We start from the raw sequence: 16,505 nt of genomic DNA, 5'->3' as shown, positions 1-16,505 counted from the left end.
GTGCCACTCAAAACGGCTTGGTAACGGGTCTGCGCTAAGGCGGGGCCTATGAAACCGATGCCGCTCGACGAATTCACGCGCCTGCCGCCTGCGCTGGCGGTGGAGTGCGTCGATGGTCTGGCGGGCGGAATCGATGCCGTGGCGGAAGGCGCGGCGCCGACGCACCGGTTCCTGCGATACGGATGGTATGCCGCCGCGCTGGCAGCCTATGGCGGCGCGGCGCGGACGCTGACGGTCAGCCGCGAGGGTTCGCCGGTGCTCGCCCTGCCGATCGTGGGCAAGGGCCCCGAGCGGCTAGGCCTGGCGCAGGTGCCGGGCTGCTACTGGCCGTTCCGCAGCTTTCCGGTGCGCGAGGATGCGGGCGTCGAGGCGTTCGAGGCATTGCTGCCGCGGCTGGCGCGCGAAGTGACCGCGCTGCGCGTGGGGCCGGTCTATGACGGCGACCCCGCGTTGGAACTGCTGAAAGCGGCGGCAAAGGCCAGGGGATGGGCGGTGCTCGACCGTTTCGTGGCGGACTCCTACCTGCTCGACATGGCCGCCGCGCAGGCCGAAGGCACCTGGCCGCGCAATTCGACGCTGAAGAAGAACCGCTTCCACGAAAAGCATCTGGGTTCGCACGGCGAACTCGATTGGGGGTTCGTCTCGGGCGGCGCTTGGCGCGACGACGCGTTCGACGCGCTGGGCGAGATCGAGGAAAAGAGCTGGATCGCAGCGCGGACCGACGGCAGCGACGCCAAGTTCACCGCGCAGGGGCACGGCACCTTCTGGCGCGCGGCGGCGAAGGATCCGGTGATCGCGGAGATGATGTGGGCCGCGGTGCTGCGTGTCGACGGCGCGCCATCGGCCTTCTCGTTCGATCTCAACGCCGGTGCGCTGAAATACGCGATCGCCAACAGCTATGACCCGGCCTTCGGCAAGCATTCGCCGGGGAAATTGCTCTATTACCGCAACCTCGTCCGCGCGATCGCGGACGGGATGACGCGCGTCGACTGGGGCGCGGGCGACAGCGGCTACAAGCGCGTGATCGGCGCCGCCGAAGGTCCGGCGATCCGCGACTGGCTGTTCGTACGGCCGGGCACGGTGGGGCTGGCGGCGAAGCTGCTGCGCGGGGTGTGGAAGCGCAGCGGGCAGCGCGAGGGCGCAGCCCGCGAGGCCGGCTCAGGCGAGGATGGCGAGGCCTAGGCCTGGCGGCGCAGCGCATCCTCGATGCTGACGAACCCGACCACGGCGATGAAGGCGACGGCTTCGGCAAGGGCGAGATAGAGGAAGGCGTTATTGGCGAACATCGGGGTCACTCCGTTGGTGTGACCCGTTCCTGCGCGCCGTCCGGCCGGTCCGCTTTGACCGCCATCAAATTCGGTACAGTCACGTAGCGACATTTCGTGCCGCGCGCCCTATGTGGCGGGCATGGAAGCGGCGACCATCTGTGCGGATTGCGCGGTGCGCGACAAGGCGCTGTGCGGCGCGCTGAACGATGCCGAGCTGGAGGCGCTCAACACGCTGGGGCGGCGGCGCGTGCTGAAGCGCGGCGAGACGTTGATCTGGGCAGGCGAGGAAAGCGCGGTGTGCGCCAACCTTCTCTCGGGCGTGCTCAAGCTGGCGGCGAGCACCGCCGACGGGCGCGAACAGATTGTCGGCCTGCTCTATCCGGCCGATTTCGTCGGAAAGCCCTATGCGGGCGAAGCCGAATTCACGGTGAGCGCGGTAAGCGACGCCGAACTGTGCGTGTTCCCGCGCGGACCGTTCGAAGCGGTGCTGGAGGATCATGTGCGGATGGAGCGGCTGCTGTTGCAGCGGACCTTCGCCGCGCTGGAGGAAGCGCGCGGGCGGATGCTGGCGCTCGGCCGGCTGAGCGCGAGCGAGAAGGTCGCCGGATTTCTGCTCGACATGGCCGACCGCACCGGGGGCTGCCGCGCGACCGGATTCGGGCCCGTCACCTTCGATCTGCCGCTGACCCGCGGCGAAATGGCCGAAGTGCTGGGGCTGACGATCGAGACGGTCAGCCGCCAGCTGACCAAGCTGAAGGATGCCGGGACGATCGCGCTTCCCGGCTCGCGCGGCGTGACGATCCGCGATCGTCAGGCGCTGGAGATTGCGGCGCAATAATCCTTGCGAAGGCGCCCGACGGGGCCGTTCGGATTTTCCTAACATACAGAATTCGCACGGCAATGACTCCATTTCGGAGCGTTGCAAATCATGTCCCGCGTCTTTCCGACAAAGCGGATTGACGGCTAAGCTCTCATCTTATAGAATAGCATCTCACAATATGAGATTTGTTAGCGTTATCAGGTAAACGGCCAAGCGAGACCGGCGTCAGCCGGCATCACGGCCTTCGTTGAACTGAGCAAGGTTTCGGAGAGGGGAAGATTATGATCCGTATCACTCGCACCGTCGGTCGCGCCCGCCTGCTGGCCGGCACGGGCATTGCTGCCGCCTGTTTCCTGGCGCTCGCGCCGTCCGCCGCATATGCGCAGGACGCCGCCGCGCCCGACGATGCCGCCGCCGTCGAAGCGCAGGAAGCCGAAGGCAACACCATCACCGTCACCGGTTCGCGCATCCGCCGCGACGGCTTCGACGCATCGACGCCGGTTGCCGTGGTCGACAGCGAGGAAGTGAAGCTCACCGGCACGACCAACGTCGAGCGCCTGCTGAGCAGCTCGCCCCAGTTCGTCCCCTCCACCAATGGCGGCGCCAGCTCGAACACCGTTCCCGGCGGCACCGCCGACGTGAACCTTCGCGGCTTCGGCAACACCCGCAATCTGGTGCTGGTCAACGGCCGCCGCTTCGCCATCTATGGCCCGGAGCAGGTCACCGACCTCAACACCATTCCCGCCGCGCTGATCGAGCGCACCGAAGTCGTCACCGGCGGTTCGTCGGCGGTCTATGGTTCGGACGCGATCACCGGCGTGGTCAACTTCGTGATGCGCAAGGATTTCGAAGGCGTCGAAGCGCGCGGCCAGTTCGGCATCGACGCGGCGACCGGCACCAAGAACTACAGCGCGGACCTGACCATCGGCGGCAACTTCGCCGACGGACGCGGCAATACCGTGATCTCGGGCAACTATACCAAGCGTGGCGCGATCACTCGCCGCGACCGTGGCGACTGGGCCTATGACGCGCTGGCCGATGGCTGCATCGTGCCGGGCAGCGGCGGTCCGGATCGCGCGGGCACGCCCTTCTCGGGCGCGAGCGGCGCGGCCTGCACCAGCTCGGGCGGCGAGCTGGGCTTCATCAACTCGGGTTCGGGCGACATCCCCAATGGCCGCTTCTCGGGCGTTCCGACGCCGGGTTCGGCCCAGTCCAACCCCGGCCTGAACGCGGCCTATACGGCAGCGGGCATCGGCGGCATGGGCTCGTTCGGCTTCACCTTCAACGATGCCGGCAGCACCGCCCGCGCCGCGCTGGATCCGGCCGACCGCTTCAACCTGGGGCCCGACAACTACCTCATCATGCCGCAGGAGCGGTGGATGTTTAACAGCTTCAGCCATTTCGACTTCACGCCGGGCGTGACGGGCTATCTGGAGCTGCACTATTCGAACAACCGCGTGAACGCGCAGCTGGCGCCGTCGAACGTCGGCGTGAACACGCTGTTCAACGTCAACAATCCGTACCTCTCGCCCCAGATGCAGGAAGTGCTGCGCCAGCTCGACCTGCGCGAGACCGGCACGACCACCGTCAGCGCGGGTTCGTCGAGCTACACCACCACGCCGGGCGACGGCCTGGCGGTGATCACCGCCGGCAAGCGCTATAACGAAGTGGGCAACCGTCAGGCCGATGCGCGCCGCAACGTGTTCCGCGTCGCGGGCGGCTTCCGCGGCGACATCGGCGACCTGTCCGAGAACTTCCTGACCAACCTGAACTACGACGTCTATTACAGCTACGCCCGCACCGAAGAGACGACGATCCTGCGCAACGCGATCTCGCGCAGCCGTCTGCAGGCTTCGGTGTTGCGTGCCTCGCCGACGACGGCGCCGGTGTGCAACATCTTCGGCCAGAACATCTCGGCGGCCTGCGCCACCGCGATCCGCATCAGCGCGACCAACTCGACCCAGGCCGAGCAGCAGGTCGCCGCGGCGAACATCGCCGGCGACCTGTTCCGTGCGCCTGCCGGCGCAGTCGGCTTCTCGCTGGGCGTCGAGTGGCGCAAGTCGGAAGCGCAGTTCAATCCGGACTCGTTCCTGTCCTCGGGCGACGTGGCGGGCTTCAACGCCGGCCTGCCGACCGCGGGCAGCGTCTCGGCCAAGGAAATCTACGGCGAAGTCCGCATTCCGGTGCTCAGCGAAGCGTCGCCGGTCGGCGCGCTCGTGGCCAATGGCGCGTTCCGCTACTCGGATTACGACCTCAAGGGCGTGGGCGGCCAGTGGACCTATCTGGGCGGCGTCGAATGGAAGCCGACCCCGGACGTGACCCTGCGCGGCCAGTATCAGCGCGCCATCCGCGCGCCGAACGTGGCCGAGCTGTTCGGCGGATCGCAGCGCATCGTCGGCGCGGCGACCGATCCCTGCTCCGACCGCCAGCCGGTGGCGCAGCAGACCACGGCCGTCCGCAACACCTGCATCGCCAATGGCGTGCCGGCGGGGCTGGTGTTCACCGCGGGCGTGCAGCCCAACAACATCATCCCGGGCGACTTCGGCGGCAATCCGAACGTCGGCGCCGAAAAGTCCGACACCTGGACCGCGGGCGTGGTATTCACCCCGACCTTCATCCCGCGTTTCCGGGCGAGCATCGACTATTTCAACATCAAGCTCGACGGCGCGATCTCGCAGCTGGGCGGTGGCCTGAACAACACGCTGAACCTGTGCTTCAACGTGATCCAGGACAATGCCAGCGAGTTCTGCCAGGCGATCCGCCGCGATCCGCTCTCGGGCGCGATCAACGATCCCTATGTCGCGCAGATCCGCAACGCCAATACCGGTGCGCTGCAGACCTCGGGCATCGACGTTGCGGTGCGTTACAGCCTGCCGGTGAATTTCGGCCTGTTCGCGCCGACCAGCACCTTCGATATCTCGACGAGCTGGACCTATACCCAGGACTTCACCATCACCCCGGTCCGCGCCTTCCCGAACATCAAGAATTATTGCGCGGGCTCGTTCGGCGCGACGTGCGGCGAGCCGCTGCCCAACTTCCGTGGCTCGACCCGCGTCAGCTACAATAGCGGAGACCTGACGCTGAGCGTGCGTCACCGCTATGTCGGCGGCGTCGTGAACGATCGGCACATCCTCCCGCTGCGCTCAGGCGCAACGACGGTGCCGGCGCTCAACACTTTGGTCTATCCCGAGCTGCCGGCGCAGAACTATTTCGACCTGTCGTTCAGCTACGACGTGGCCAAGCCGATCCAGGTCTATGGCGGCGTGAACAACCTGTTCGGCAACGAGCCGCCGCTGGTCGGCAGCCCGCAGATCCGCTCGAACACCTATCCGGCGACGTACGACGTGCTGCGGCAGGAGTTCTTCATCGGCGCGATCGTGAAGTTCTGAGCCGAAGTTAAATGCCTCCCCTTGAGGGGCGCGGTGAAAGCCGCGCCCCTTTCTTTTTGTCTGGGCGACGCGGGTTCGTACACGGCGATCGGGGAACGGCCCGGCCGTTCAATCGCTGTGACCGCAGATGCAGGAGCAGATGCGATGAAGGCGTTGAAGAAGGGCGATGCGGTCCGCTGGAGCAGTCATGGCGGAACCGCGCATGGCAAGGTGGTGAAGAAGCTTACCGCGCCCATGACGATCAAGGGGCACAAGGTCGCGGCCTCGGACGACAATCCCGAGTTTCTGGTGGAGACCGACGAGGGCAAGCGCGCCGCGCACAAGCCCGATGCGCTGAAACCGGACTGAGCGCGACCGGGCCTCAGGGGATCGGCCGGATGCCTTCGGTGCGGATCTTCCAGCCGCTGGTCGGGAAGCCCGGGGCGTGGCCGGTCGAGCCGTCCCAGCCGGCGGCCATCATCGCGACCGCGTAAAGCAGCGAGCCGTTGGACGGGAAATAGGTTTCGGCCGCGCGGGCATAGCCGGGGCCGTCGGGGCCTGCGCCCGCGCCTGCCGCAGCGGGGCCGACCAGCTGCTTTTCGGCTTCGAGATGGACGCGCGGAGTCATGCCGCTGACGCCCCATTTGTTGTTGGGCAGATCGCGGAACAGCCAGTCTACCGCATTCTCGCGCTCGCCGAGACGCGCGGCGGTCATGGCGACGATCGGGAAGTCCCAGCCCCAGGTCTGGCGCAGGTCCCAGTCCTTTTCGACCGCGCGCAGGGTGCGGCGCATCGTCTCACGGTCGACGCGGCCGCCAATATAGCCATAGGCCATCAGGAAGGACGGATGGTCGCGATTGAGGCAAAGCGGCGGCTCGGCGTGGCGGCTGCACTCCTTCGATTGCGTGGTGCGCCAGAAGTCCGGTTCGCTCTCGACCGGCAGATAGAGGCCGTCGCGCCGGGCGGGCGGGGCCAGCCTAGCGATCACGTCGTCCCAATGCGCGTTGCGCGGCTTGCCGGCGCGCTCGCGCCATTGCTGGGCGACGATCAGGCCCCAGCGGAACGCCTCGACCTCATAGGCGGGGTTCAGCGTGGTGAAGGGCGGATGGTTCTCCTGCACCGGGACGATCGGGCCGTTCAGGACATAGCGATCGCCGTCGCGGCGGGGCCAGCTGCCGAGGAGCTTCGCGGTTTCCTCGACCAGTTCGGCGTAGCGCTTGAGCGTCGCGGGGGTCGGCTTCGCGCGATATGCGAGTTCCGCCATCAGGATCGGGTGGGGCTGCTGCCACATGATGAAGGGATTGATCGTGGACGGGCTGTTCCAGCCATTGGGCCCGGACATCTTGGTCCACCACGCGCCCTCGACATTGTGGCGCTTTGCCACTTCCTGTGCGCGGGGCAGGGTTTCGAGATACCAGCGCAGCGTCCTTTCGAGCAGTTCGGGGCGGCCCCATGCGGCCCAGTGACCGGCATGGATCGGGGTGATTTCGAGGTGGAACTTGCCGTTCCAGCTGTTCGAGAACAGGCCCTCCTCCTGCGGCGGCAGATCGCCCGACTGGTTGATGCGGCCGAGATATTGCGAGAGCAGGACGCGGCGTTCGAGTTCGGGGGCGCGGGGATCGGTGCTGCCGGAGAAGTCGATCGCGCCGCCCTTCGTCCAGAAATTGCGCCAGCCCGCGACGCTGTTCGCCACCGCGCCGCGCCAGTCGCCGGTGGCGACCTGTGCGGGATCACGGCCGAAGCCGACCTGGACGGTGAGCGTCTGTGCCTTGCCGGTGACGGTGAAGCGGTGGGCTCCGGCCTGCGCGATCGTGGCGCCGGGGGATTCGATGCCGGTCCAGTAGCGCGTGTCGTCGAGTTGGCGGCGGGCGAGCAGGCGGCCGTTCTTGTTCTCGATCACCGCGGTGGTGTGGCTGTCGTCGCGCGACCAGTCCTGCGGATCGGGATTGATCTTGGGCGACACGCCCGGATAGCGGACCTCGACGCCGACCCGGCCGCTGGCGACGAGCGGCGAGCGGACCGAGACGAGGATGGTGTCGTAGCTGCTGCGGACGCGGGTTTCGACGGTGACCGGCTGGCCATCGAAGGTGAAGTTGCTGGTGAGCGTGCCGGTCCAGAGGTCGAGCGTCTGGCGGGTATTGGTCAGATCGGTGAAGGCGGCAGGCGTTCCGTCGGCGCGCTTCAGCGACAAGGCGACGCGGCCGAGCGAGAAGCGGTGCGGGTTCTCGCGCAGCCATTTCAGCGCCGGGCGGGTGTCGAGTTCGGCCCAGTCTCGGATCCACGCATAGGGCTGGGTGCCGCCGCCGGGGACGGGCACCTGCACCAGCCCGTCGGCCTCGGTATAGCCGTTGGGATTGGGGAAACTGTGCCACGACCATTGCGCCATCGTCAGCAGCGGGGCGATGCGCGAATATTGCTCGGGGAAGGTCTGGAGCCCGGTGATGTCGGCGGTGAAGCCGATATTGCCGTTGCCCAGCATCAGCGGGGCGTGGGGATCGACTTTCGTCAGCGTGATGTTGTGGCGTGTGACGAGGGCGTGCCGGTCGATCTTCTGGGCCGCGACCGGGGTCGCGAGGACGGCCGCAGCCGTGAGAATTGTCCAGCGCAGCCCCATAAACTCTCCTACAAAGTGACGCCGCGTTTCCAGATCGCGATCTCGCGCTCGCCATTCTTTTCGGCGGCGGTTTCCTTGCCCGAGGCGATGGCGCAGATCGTGTCGAGCAGCGCATCGCGGGCGACGTCCATGCCCTCGGCCAGCACCTGACCGGCGTCGAAATCGATCCAGCCGGGCTTGCGCGCGGCGAGATCGCTGTTCGAGGCGATCTTGATCGTCGGCACCGGGAAGCCAAGCGGCGTGCCGCGGCCGGTGGTGAAGAGGATCGCGGTGGCGCCTGCCGCCGCCAGGGCTGTCGAGGACACCGCGTCGTTGCCGGGGGCTTCGAGCAGGGTCAGGCCGCGGGTGCGGACGCGCTCGCCATAATGGCGGACGTCGGTGACGGTGGCGTGCCCCGCCTTCTGCACCGCGCCGAGCGACTTTTCCTCCAGCGTGGTGATGCCCCCGGCGATGTTTCCGGGGGAGGGATTCTCCGACACCGGCTCGCCGTGGCGGGTGAAATAGGCTTTGAAATCATTGACCATGTCGACGATGCCGGTGAACACCGTCTCGTTGCTGGCGCGGTCCATCAGGAGTTGCTCGGCGCCGAAGATTTCGGGGATTTCGGTGAGAATCGCGGTGCCGCCGGCTTCGGTGACGGCGTCGCTCATCCGGCCGACCAACGGGTTGGCAGTGAGACCGGAGAAGCCGTCCGAGCCGCCGCACTTCACGCCGAGAACGAGGTCGGACAGGGGGGCGGGTTCGCGCTTCGAAAGGGCTGCGACTTCGATCAGTTCCTCGACAAGGGCGAGGCCTTCCTCGATCTCGTCGCTGGCGGTCTGGGCGCCGATGGTGCGCAGATTGGGGTGGGTGACGCCCTCGACCAGCTTGCTCGTCTGGTTGTTCTCGCAGCCAAGGCCGACGATCAGGACGCCGCCGGCATTGGGGTGATTGGCGAGCGCGGCGAGGATGTCGCGGGTGTTGCCCAGATCGTCGCCGAGCTGCGAGCAGCCGAAGGGATGGGGGAAGGCGTGGATGCCGTCGACCTTGCCGGGGAAGCGGGCGGCGGCCTTTTCGGCGATCTTCTGGGCGGTGCGGCCGACGCAGCCGACGGTGGGGATGATCCAGATCTCGTTGCGGGTGCCGACCCGGCCATCGGCGCGGCGATAGCCGAGGAAGCTGTGGGGATCGGGAGCGATTTCGGGGGCGGTCGAGGGGACGTAGCTGTAGCTGCCGTCGCCCTTCAGCGCGGTGGTCACATTGTGGGTGTGGACATGCTCGCCAGGCTGAATGGGCTGGCTGGCCTTGCCGATCGGGAAGCCGAATTTGAGGACGGGATCGCCGACCGCGAGGGCCTTGACCGCGACCTTGTGACCCTTGCCGACCGGCTGGGACAGGGTCACGCCGAGCGCGGTTTCGCCGGCCTCCAGATCGCGGAGGGCGGTGGCGACGCTGTCGCGGGGATCGATCTGGAATAGCGGTGTCATCAGGTCGATATAGTCGCTTGGCGCGCCATCCCCATCCCAATTACGGACTTGATGCTTCCGTTCTCCGAAAGTCCCGAAGGTATCGCGGAGAAAGATTACGTTGTCCTGATATGTGGGATAGTATCTCGTATATTGAAAATGTCAAGGCGTGACGAGGATGTCGCGGCTGATCTCGGAGACGTTCTTGCAGCCGGTCAGCGCCATCGCGATGCGCATCTCGGCCTGCATGAGCTGGAGCATGTGCGCGACCCCGGCTTCGCCGCGCGCGGCAAGGGCATAGGCCCAGGCGCGGCCGAGCAGCACGCCTTGCGCGCCGAGCGCGAGCATGCGGACTACGTCCAGCCCCGAACGGACGCCGCCATCGGCGAGGATGGTAAGATCGCCGCCGACCGCATCGGCGATCGCGGGCAGGGCAGCGGCGGAGGAGGGCACGCCATCCAGCTGGCGGCCGCCGTGATTCGATACGACGATGCCGTCGACCCCGGCTTTCGCCGAATCGCGGGCGTCCTCGGGATCGAGAATGCCCTTGAGCACGAACTTGCCCGGCCATTCGGCGCGGATCCAGTCGAGATCCTTCCACGTTATCGAGGGATCGAAATTCCCCGCGATCCAGCCGAGGAAGTCGAGCATCCCGCTGTCGCTGCCGAGCACGGGGGCGACATTGCCGAGCTGATGCGGACGGCCGCGAATGCCGACGTCCCATGCCCATGCCGGGCGCATTGCACACTGGGTGAAGCGGCGGAGCTGGCCCATCGGCCCGCGTGCGCCGGTGAGGCCCGAACGCACGTCACGATAGCGCGAACCGGGCTGGGGGAGATCGACGGTGAGGAACAGGGTGGGGCAGCCGAGCGCGGCGGCGGTCTGCATCATGTCGCGGATGAAGCCGCGATCCTTGACCATATAGAGCTGGAACCAGATCGGTTTCTGCGCCGCCGCCGAAACTTCGGTGAGCGAGCAGAGTGACATGGTGGAAAGCGCGAGCTGAAGCCCTGCCTTGTTCGCGGCGCGCACCGCCTGCACTTCGCCGCGCCGGGCATACATGCCCGACAGGCCGACAGGGCCGAGCGCGACCGGCATGGCGAGATCCTCCCCGAACAGGCTGGTCGAGAGATCGATGTTCGACACGTCGCGCAGCACGCGCTGGCGCAGCGCGATATTGGCGAGATCCTCGACATTCCGGCGCAGCGTGACCTGATCGTAGGAGCCGCTGTCGATATATTCGAACAGGAAGTGCGGCAGGCGGCGGCGGGCGATCTCGCGATAATCGAGGGCTGAGGCGGCTTTACGCATTGGCTGCACCGGTCATTTCTGAGTCCATCTTCGTCATCTCCGCGAAAGCGGGAACCCAGCTCCTGCCGTTGCCGTTTCCGAAACGGCTGTTGTCTCGTTTGGGTTCTGCACGAGATGGGCCCCCGCTTTCGCGGGGGTGACGGTTTAGGTTGAGCGAGCTCACTGCAAATTCACCAGCGCGCCGCCGTCGACCAGCAGCGCCGCGCCGCTGACGTAGCGGGCCATGTCGGAGGCGAGGAAGACGATCGGGCCGGCGAGATCCTCGGGTTCGCCGAGGCGGCCGAGCGGGATGCGGGCGGCCATGCGGGCGCGCTTCTCCGGATCGGCGAGATCTTCCTTGTTGATGTCGGTCAGGATCGTGCCGGGGAGGACCGAATTGCAGCGGATGCCGTGGCGGCCGAGCGCGATCGCGGCGCTCTGCATCAGCGAGTGCACGCCGGCCTTGGTGGGGGTGTAATGGGTCTGATACTCGCCACCGACGAGGGCCGAGATCGACGAGACGGCGACGATCGCGCCGCCATCGCCCTGGGCGACCATCTGGTTCGCTGCGGCCTGAACCATCCAGTACGCGCCGTGCAAGTTGACACGCATCGTGCGTTCGAACGTCTCGACGGGCATGTCGAGAAAGGCGTGGAAGGGGCATATGCCGGCGTTCGAGACGAAGATATCGACCCGGCCGAGCGCGTTAACCGCTGAATTCACGAAGTTTTTCGCGGTTTCGGGTTCGGCGACGTCGCCCTTGATCGCGATGGCTTTGCGGCCCAGTGCTTCGATCTGTTGGACGCAACTTTGGGCGATGGAATCGTCGCCGATATAGTTGATCGCGACATTCGCGCCCTGACGCGCGGCTTCGATCGCGGTGGCGCGGCCGATGCCCGCCGAGCCGCCGGTGACCAGCAGTGTCTTGCCTTCCAGAAGCCCCATCTCTCTCCCTTTATCGTCTTGGCCGGCGGCGCGGCGTATCGGCGGACCAGCCCATATCGCTGCTGATCGCGCCGGCGGTGGCCATCACATCGGTGGTGAGCGCGGCCATGCGCTCGTCGGACATGTACTGCGCGGCGCTCGACACGCTGAGCGCGGCGACGATGTTGCCGCTGAAGTCGCGGATCGGCGCGGCGACGCAGCGGATACGATCCTCGTTTTCCTCGAGATCGAAGCTGCGGCCGGCCTTCACATAGCCATGCATGCGTTCGAGCCAGATGCCGTAATCGGCGGGCGGCGCGCCGCTGGCGCGGTCTTCGTCGAACAATTTGCGCCAATGGCCGGCATCGTCGTCGAGCAGCAGCGACTTGCCGAGGCCGGTGGCGGTGAGCGGGTGGCGATCGCCGACGCGGCTGGAAATGTCGATGCGGCGGCGGCCGGGGATCTTGTCGAGATAGAGCGCGCGTTCATTGTCGAGGACGCCGAGATGGACGGTGTCCTCGGTCGCGGCGGCGAGTTCCTCGAGATGCGGGCGGGCGAGCTGGACGATGTCGGTCTGCTGCTGGGCGAGGAAGCCGAGTTCGAGCAGCTTCGGCCCGAACTGATAGCCGAGGCGCGGGACGAAGGTGAGGTAGCGCCGCTCGACCAAAGCCGTGGCGAGGCGATGGGTGGTCGAGCGCGTCAGATCGAGCCGCGCCGCGAGATCGGCGAGCGAGATCGGGCCGTCCGCGACCGATTCGATCACGTCGAGCCCGCGCAACAGGGTCTGGCTGCCGCCTTGCACCTTGGCGGCGCCAGTTTCGGTCGCATCGGGCAAATCAGTGTTTGACGCCATGTATCTCATCTCGTAGTACTACGTCCCATAATATGGAATTCGCGGCGGGACAATGGGGTGGAGAGGAAATCTGTGAGAACTTCCCCGGTGTGCGGACCCGCGTACCAAATAATGGTACGGCACAGAAGCGCCGTACAACGTTGTCGTATGCCGGCGGCGCTGGCTGAGAGGGTGTCCGCATGAAGTTTCCGAAGATCAGGGAAGTCCGCGCGTTCGTCGTTCGCGGCGGCGGGGCGGATTATCACGATCAGGGCGAAGGCCATTGGATCGACGATCATATTGCGACGCCGATGAGCAAATATCCCGAATATCGCCAGTCGCGGCAGAGCTTCGGCATCAATGTGCTGGGCACGCTGGTGGTCGAGATCGAAGCCGAGGACGGCACGGTGGGCTTTGCGGTGACCACCGGCGGCGAGCCGGCCTGCTATCTGGTCGAAAAGCATTTCGCGCGCTTCCTCGAAGGGCGCGACCCCAGCGAGTACGAGAAAATCTGGGACCAGATGTATTTTGCGAGCCAATATTATGGCCGCAAGGGACTGGTGATCAACGCGATCTCGGGCGTCGATCTGGCGCTGTGGGATCTGCTGGGCAAGCTGCGGCAGGAGCCTGTGTACCAGCTTCTCGGCGGTGCGGTGCGCGACGAGCTGCAATTCTACGCCACCGGCGCGCGGCCTGATCTGGCCAAGGAAATGGGTTTCATCGGCGGCAAGCTGCCGCTGCACCACGGGCCGGCCGAGGGCGAGGAAGGGCTGCGCAAGAACCTGGCCGAGCTGGCCGAGATGCGTTCGCGCGTCGGGCCGGATTTCTGGCTGATGCTCGATTGCTGGATGGCGCTGGACGTCAACTATGCCACGCGGCTGGCGCATGGCGCGGCCGAGCATGGGCTGAAGTGGATCGAGGAAGCGCTGAGCCCCGACGATTATTGGGGCTATGCCGAGCTGAAGAAGAACGCGCCGGCGGGGATGCTGGTGACCACCGGCGAGCATGAGGCGACTCGCTGGGGTTTCCGGATGCTGCTGGAGATGGACTGTTGCGACATCATCCAGCCCGATGTGGGCTGGTGCGGCGGCGTGACTGAGCTGCTCAAGATCAGCGCGCTGGCCGATGCGCGGGGCAAGCTGGTCGTGCCGCACGGGTCGAGCGTCTATTCGTATCATTTCGTGGTGACGCGGCATAACTCGCCCTTCGCCGAATTCCTGATGATGGCCCCCAAAGCCGATCATGTGCAGCCGATGTTCGCCCCGCAGCTGCTGGGCGAGCCGATCCCTGAACAGGGCCGCATGCGCGCGAGCGCGCTCGACAAGCCCGGTTTCGGCGTCGAGCTGAACCGCGACATTCCCCTTCACCGCCCCTATTCGCACTGAGGAATACCCCATGAAGCTCTGCCGTTATGGCCCTGTCGGGCAGGAGAAGCCCGGTCTGATCGACGCGGAGGGCCGCATCCGCGCGCTGGACGGTGTGGCCGATATCACGCCGGAGACGCTGGCCCCTGACGCGCTGGCCAGGCTGGCGGCGATCGATCCGGCGAGCCTACCGCTGGTGGAAGGGTCGCCGCGTTACGGCATCCCGTTCACCGGCACGCGCCAGTTCGTTGCGATCGGGCTGAACTATGCCGATCACGCCGCCGAATCGAACCTGCCTATCCCGGCGGAACCGGTGGTGTTCAACAAGTGGATCACCTGTCTTCAGGGGCCGAACGATCCCGTCACGATCCCCAAGGATTCGCTCAAGACCGACTGGGAAGTCGAGCTGGGCGTGGTGATCGGGACGCGGGCTTCGTATGTGAGCGAGGCGGACGCGCTGGGCCATGTCGCGGGCTATGTCGTGATCAACGACGTGTCCGAGCGTCACTGGCAGACCGAGCGCGGGCCGACTTGGGACAAGGGCAAGGGCTTTCCGACCTTCGGGCCGGTGGGGCCGTGGCTGGTGACCGCCGACGAAGTGGGCGATCCGCAGAACCTTTCGATGTGGCTCGACGTGAATGGCGAGCGCAAGCAGGACGGATCGACCGCGACGATGATCTTCACGGTCGCGCAGATCGTGGCGTACCTGTCGCAGTTCATGGTGCTGGAGCCGGGCGACATCATCACCACCGGCACGCCGCCGGGCGTGGGACTGGGGCAGAAGCCCGAGCCCTGGTATCTCAAGGCCGGCGACGTGGTGTCGCTGGGGATCGAGAAGCTCGGCGAGCAGCGCCAGGACTTCGTTGCGTGGACCGCGGCATGAGCGTGTTCGCGGGACGCTATGACGGGCGCGTGGCGATCGTCACCGGCGGGGCTTCGGGGCTGGGCCGCGAGACCGCGCGGCGGATCGTCGCCGAGGGCGGCAAGGTCGTGCTGTGGGACATCGATCCCGAATGGCTGGCCGAAGCGGCGAAGGATGTCGGCGCGAGCCATGTCGTGACCGTGGACGTCAGCGATCAGGCAGCGGTGGATGCGGCGATGGCCGAAAGCGTTGCGGCGCTGGGCAAGGTCGACGTGCTGGTGAACTCCGCGGGGATCACCGGCGCGACGGTGCCGGTGCACGAGTTCCCGATCGACAGCTGGCTGCGGGTGATGGACATCAATTTGAACGGCATCTTCTACACCTGCCGCGCCGCCGTGCCGCACATGCTCGAACAGGGCTATGGCCGGATCGTCAACGTCGCGTCGGTGGCGGGCAAGGAAGGCAATCCCAACGCCTCGGCCTATTCCGCGTCGAAGGCCGGCGTGATCGGGCTGACCAAGTCGCTGGGCAAGGAGCTCGCGACGCGCGGCGTGATCGCCAATGCGGTGACCCCGGCTACGTTCGAGAGCCCGATCCTGGCGCAGCTGCCGCAGAGCCAGGTCGATTACATGCTCTCCAAGATCCCGATGGGGCGTCTGGGCGAGGTGCAGGAAACCGCGGCGATGGTGTGCTTCATGGCCAGCGAGGAATGCAGCTTCACCACCGCTTCGACCTTCGACACGTCGGGGGGGCGGACGACGTTCTGATTTTTTGAGGGCTGCGACCGGAGAACCGGCGCGGTGAGAGGAGAGGCGTGACCGGACTGCCGTTCATCGATGCGCATGTGCATTTGTGGGACTTGTCCCGCCTGCGCTACGCGTGGCTGACGCCGCCGTTCGGCGATGGCGGGCCGAACGGCAATGTGTCGCGGATCGCTTCCGACTATCTGCTCGACGATTACCGGCGCGAGGCGGCCAAGTGGAATGTCGTCGGCATGGTGCACGTCGATGCGGGCGCGGCGGCGGATCAAGCGCTGGACGAGACCGACTGGTTGCAGGACATCGCCGACGCCGAGGGGATGCCGAATGGAATCGTGGCCTATGTGCCGCTGGATTCGGCCAATGCGGAGACGCTGCTGGCCGATCAGGCGCGGCGCAGGAACGTTCGCGGCATTCGCCAGATCGTCAACTGGCACGCAGCACCGAACCGCACCTATACCGACCGCGACCTGACGCTGGACCCGGAGTGGCAGGCGGGGTTCGCGCTGCTGAAGAAGTTCGACCTGTCGTTCGACCTGCAAGCCTATCCGCCGCAATTCGCGAACCTTGCGAAGCTGATCGCGCGGCATCCCGAGACGCCGGTGATCCTCAACCATGCCGGGATGGGCGTGGACGGGGACCGCGAATGGCGAGCGGGGATGAAGGCGCTGGCGGCCTTGCCGAATGTGTTCGTCAAGATTTCCGGTCTCGGCTTTGTGTGGCGCGATCTGGTGCGCGAGGGCGTGCGGCGGCGCGTGCTGGCGACGATCGACCTGTTCGGGGCGGACCGCTGCATGTTCGCCAGCGACTTCCCGACCGACCGGCTGTTCGGCGGGTTCGACGAGACTTTGGGCAATTATGCCGAGGCGGTGAGCGGCTTCACCGAGGACGAAAGGCGCGACCTGTGGGCGCGCAATGCCAACCGAATCTACCGCCTGAACCTGGACGTCTGAGGAGAGC

Annotated in this window: 13 protein-coding genes; 8 read left to right on the top strand and 5 right to left on the bottom strand. The window is 66.5% G+C overall.

What is annotated here, in order from left to right; all coding sequences use genetic code 11:
* Positions 1 to 48 precede the first annotated feature (48 nt).
* The 4 genes from HHL13_RS12930 to HHL13_RS12915 all read left to right on the top strand — a co-directional run bounded on the left by HHL13_RS12930 (position 49) and on the right by HHL13_RS12915 (position 5,825).
* A complete protein-coding gene (locus tag HHL13_RS12930; RefSeq protein ID WP_240953704.1) occupies positions 49 to 1,182 on the top strand; it encodes a GNAT family N-acetyltransferase in 1,134 nt (377 codons plus the stop codon).
* A 225-nt stretch (positions 1,183 to 1,407) separates the two neighbouring features.
* Positions 1,408 to 2,106, top strand: coding sequence for a Crp/Fnr family transcriptional regulator (locus HHL13_RS12925; protein WP_169556052.1), 699 nt, complete (start codon positions 1,408 to 1,410; stop codon positions 2,104 to 2,106).
* 263 nt (positions 2,107 to 2,369) lie between these two features.
* On the top strand, positions 2,370 to 5,477 hold the full coding sequence (locus tag HHL13_RS12920) for a TonB-dependent receptor (protein WP_169556051.1): 3,108 nt from the start codon (positions 2,370 to 2,372) through the stop codon (positions 5,475 to 5,477).
* 144 nt (positions 5,478 to 5,621) lie between these two features.
* The gene (locus tag HHL13_RS12915) at positions 5,622 to 5,825 is read left to right on the top strand and encodes a DUF2945 domain-containing protein (RefSeq protein WP_169556050.1); all 204 of its coding nucleotides are present in this window, start codon (positions 5,622 to 5,624) and stop codon (positions 5,823 to 5,825) included.
* A gap of 13 nt (positions 5,826 to 5,838) precedes the next feature.
* Here the strand turns inward: HHL13_RS12915 and HHL13_RS12910 are convergent, their stop codons facing one another.
* The 5 genes from HHL13_RS12910 to HHL13_RS12890 all read right to left on the bottom strand — a co-directional run bounded on the left by HHL13_RS12910 (position 5,839) and on the right by HHL13_RS12890 (position 12,582).
* Positions 5,839 to 8,070, bottom strand: coding sequence for a hypothetical protein (locus tag HHL13_RS12910; protein ID WP_169556049.1), 2,232 nt, complete (start codon positions 8,068 to 8,070; stop codon positions 5,839 to 5,841).
* An 8-nt stretch (positions 8,071 to 8,078) separates the two neighbouring features.
* Positions 8,079 to 9,536, bottom strand: coding sequence for an altronate dehydratase family protein (locus tag HHL13_RS12905; protein ID WP_169556048.1), 1,458 nt, complete (start codon positions 9,534 to 9,536; stop codon positions 8,079 to 8,081).
* A 141-nt stretch (positions 9,537 to 9,677) separates the two neighbouring features.
* Complete coding sequence (lldD, locus tag HHL13_RS12900) at positions 9,678 to 10,826, bottom strand: FMN-dependent L-lactate dehydrogenase LldD (protein ID WP_169556047.1); 1,149 nt, start codon at positions 10,824 to 10,826, stop codon at positions 9,678 to 9,680.
* Between the two features lie 159 nt (positions 10,827 to 10,985).
* Positions 10,986 to 11,750, bottom strand: a complete 765-nt coding sequence (locus HHL13_RS12895; protein ID WP_169556046.1) for an SDR family NAD(P)-dependent oxidoreductase — start codon at positions 11,748 to 11,750, stop codon at positions 10,986 to 10,988.
* Positions 11,751 to 11,760: 10 nt separating this feature from the next.
* Positions 11,761 to 12,582, bottom strand: a complete 822-nt coding sequence (locus HHL13_RS12890) for an IclR family transcriptional regulator (protein ID WP_169556045.1) — start codon at positions 12,580 to 12,582, stop codon at positions 11,761 to 11,763.
* 179 nt (positions 12,583 to 12,761) lie between these two features.
* Here HHL13_RS12890 and rhmD point away from each other — a divergent pair, with 179 nt between their 5' ends.
* From rhmD to HHL13_RS12870, 4 genes are read left to right on the top strand one after another with little or no spacing between them, the layout of a single operon-like run.
* Positions 12,762 to 13,946 carry an L-rhamnonate dehydratase gene (rhmD, locus tag HHL13_RS12885; RefSeq protein WP_169556044.1) on the top strand — a complete coding sequence of 395 codons (1,185 nt, stop codon included), beginning with the start codon at positions 12,762 to 12,764 and terminating at the stop codon, positions 13,944 to 13,946.
* A 10-nt stretch (positions 13,947 to 13,956) separates the two neighbouring features.
* The gene (locus HHL13_RS12880) at positions 13,957 to 14,808 is read left to right on the top strand and encodes a fumarylacetoacetate hydrolase family protein (RefSeq protein ID WP_169556043.1); all 852 of its coding nucleotides are present in this window, start codon (positions 13,957 to 13,959) and stop codon (positions 14,806 to 14,808) included.
* Positions 14,805 to 15,554 (top strand): SDR family NAD(P)-dependent oxidoreductase, encoded by a 750-nt coding sequence (locus HHL13_RS12875; RefSeq protein ID WP_169556042.1) that lies wholly within the window; start codon positions 14,805 to 14,807, stop codon positions 15,552 to 15,554. The genes HHL13_RS12880 and HHL13_RS12875 overlap by 4 nt, the downstream gene beginning before the upstream one ends.
* Positions 15,555 to 15,601: 47 nt before the next feature.
* Positions 15,602 to 16,498, top strand: coding sequence for an amidohydrolase family protein (locus HHL13_RS12870; protein WP_169556041.1), 897 nt, complete (start codon positions 15,602 to 15,604; stop codon positions 16,496 to 16,498).
* Positions 16,499 to 16,505: the final 7 nt, after the last annotated feature.

The organism is Sphingomonas sp. G-3-2-10 (assembly GCF_012927115.1).
Taxonomy (GTDB): Bacteria; Pseudomonadota; Alphaproteobacteria; order Sphingomonadales; family Sphingomonadaceae; genus Sphingomonas.
This window is presented reverse-complemented; position numbering and strand designations above follow the sequence as displayed.

Excerpts from the sequence above, each read along its gene's own strand:
- HHL13_RS12930 (WP_240953704.1), top strand. The coding sequence starts at position 49 with ATGAAACCGATGCCGCTCGACGAATTCACGCGCCTGCCGCCTGCGCTG.
- HHL13_RS12925 (WP_169556052.1), top strand. The coding sequence starts at position 1,408 with ATGGAAGCGGCGACCATCTGTGCGGATTGCGCGGTGCGCGACAAGGCG.
- HHL13_RS12920 (WP_169556051.1), top strand. The coding sequence starts at position 2,370 with ATGATCCGTATCACTCGCACCGTCGGTCGCGCCCGCCTGCTGGCCGGC.
- HHL13_RS12915 (WP_169556050.1), top strand. The coding sequence starts at position 5,622 with ATGAAGGCGTTGAAGAAGGGCGATGCGGTCCGCTGGAGCAGTCATGGC.
- HHL13_RS12910 (WP_169556049.1), bottom strand. The coding sequence starts at position 8,070 with ATGGGGCTGCGCTGGACAATTCTCACGGCTGCGGCCGTCCTCGCGACC.
- HHL13_RS12905 (WP_169556048.1), bottom strand. The coding sequence starts at position 9,536 with ATGACACCGCTATTCCAGATCGATCCCCGCGACAGCGTCGCCACCGCC.
- lldD (WP_169556047.1), bottom strand. The coding sequence starts at position 10,826 with ATGCGTAAAGCCGCCTCAGCCCTCGATTATCGCGAGATCGCCCGCCGC.
- HHL13_RS12895 (WP_169556046.1), bottom strand. The coding sequence starts at position 11,750 with ATGGGGCTTCTGGAAGGCAAGACACTGCTGGTCACCGGCGGCTCGGCG.
- HHL13_RS12890 (WP_169556045.1), bottom strand. The coding sequence starts at position 12,582 with ATGGCGTCAAACACTGATTTGCCCGATGCGACCGAAACTGGCGCCGCC.
- rhmD (WP_169556044.1), top strand. The coding sequence starts at position 12,762 with ATGAAGTTTCCGAAGATCAGGGAAGTCCGCGCGTTCGTCGTTCGCGGC.
- HHL13_RS12880 (WP_169556043.1), top strand. The coding sequence starts at position 13,957 with ATGAAGCTCTGCCGTTATGGCCCTGTCGGGCAGGAGAAGCCCGGTCTG.
- HHL13_RS12875 (WP_169556042.1), top strand. The coding sequence starts at position 14,805 with ATGAGCGTGTTCGCGGGACGCTATGACGGGCGCGTGGCGATCGTCACC.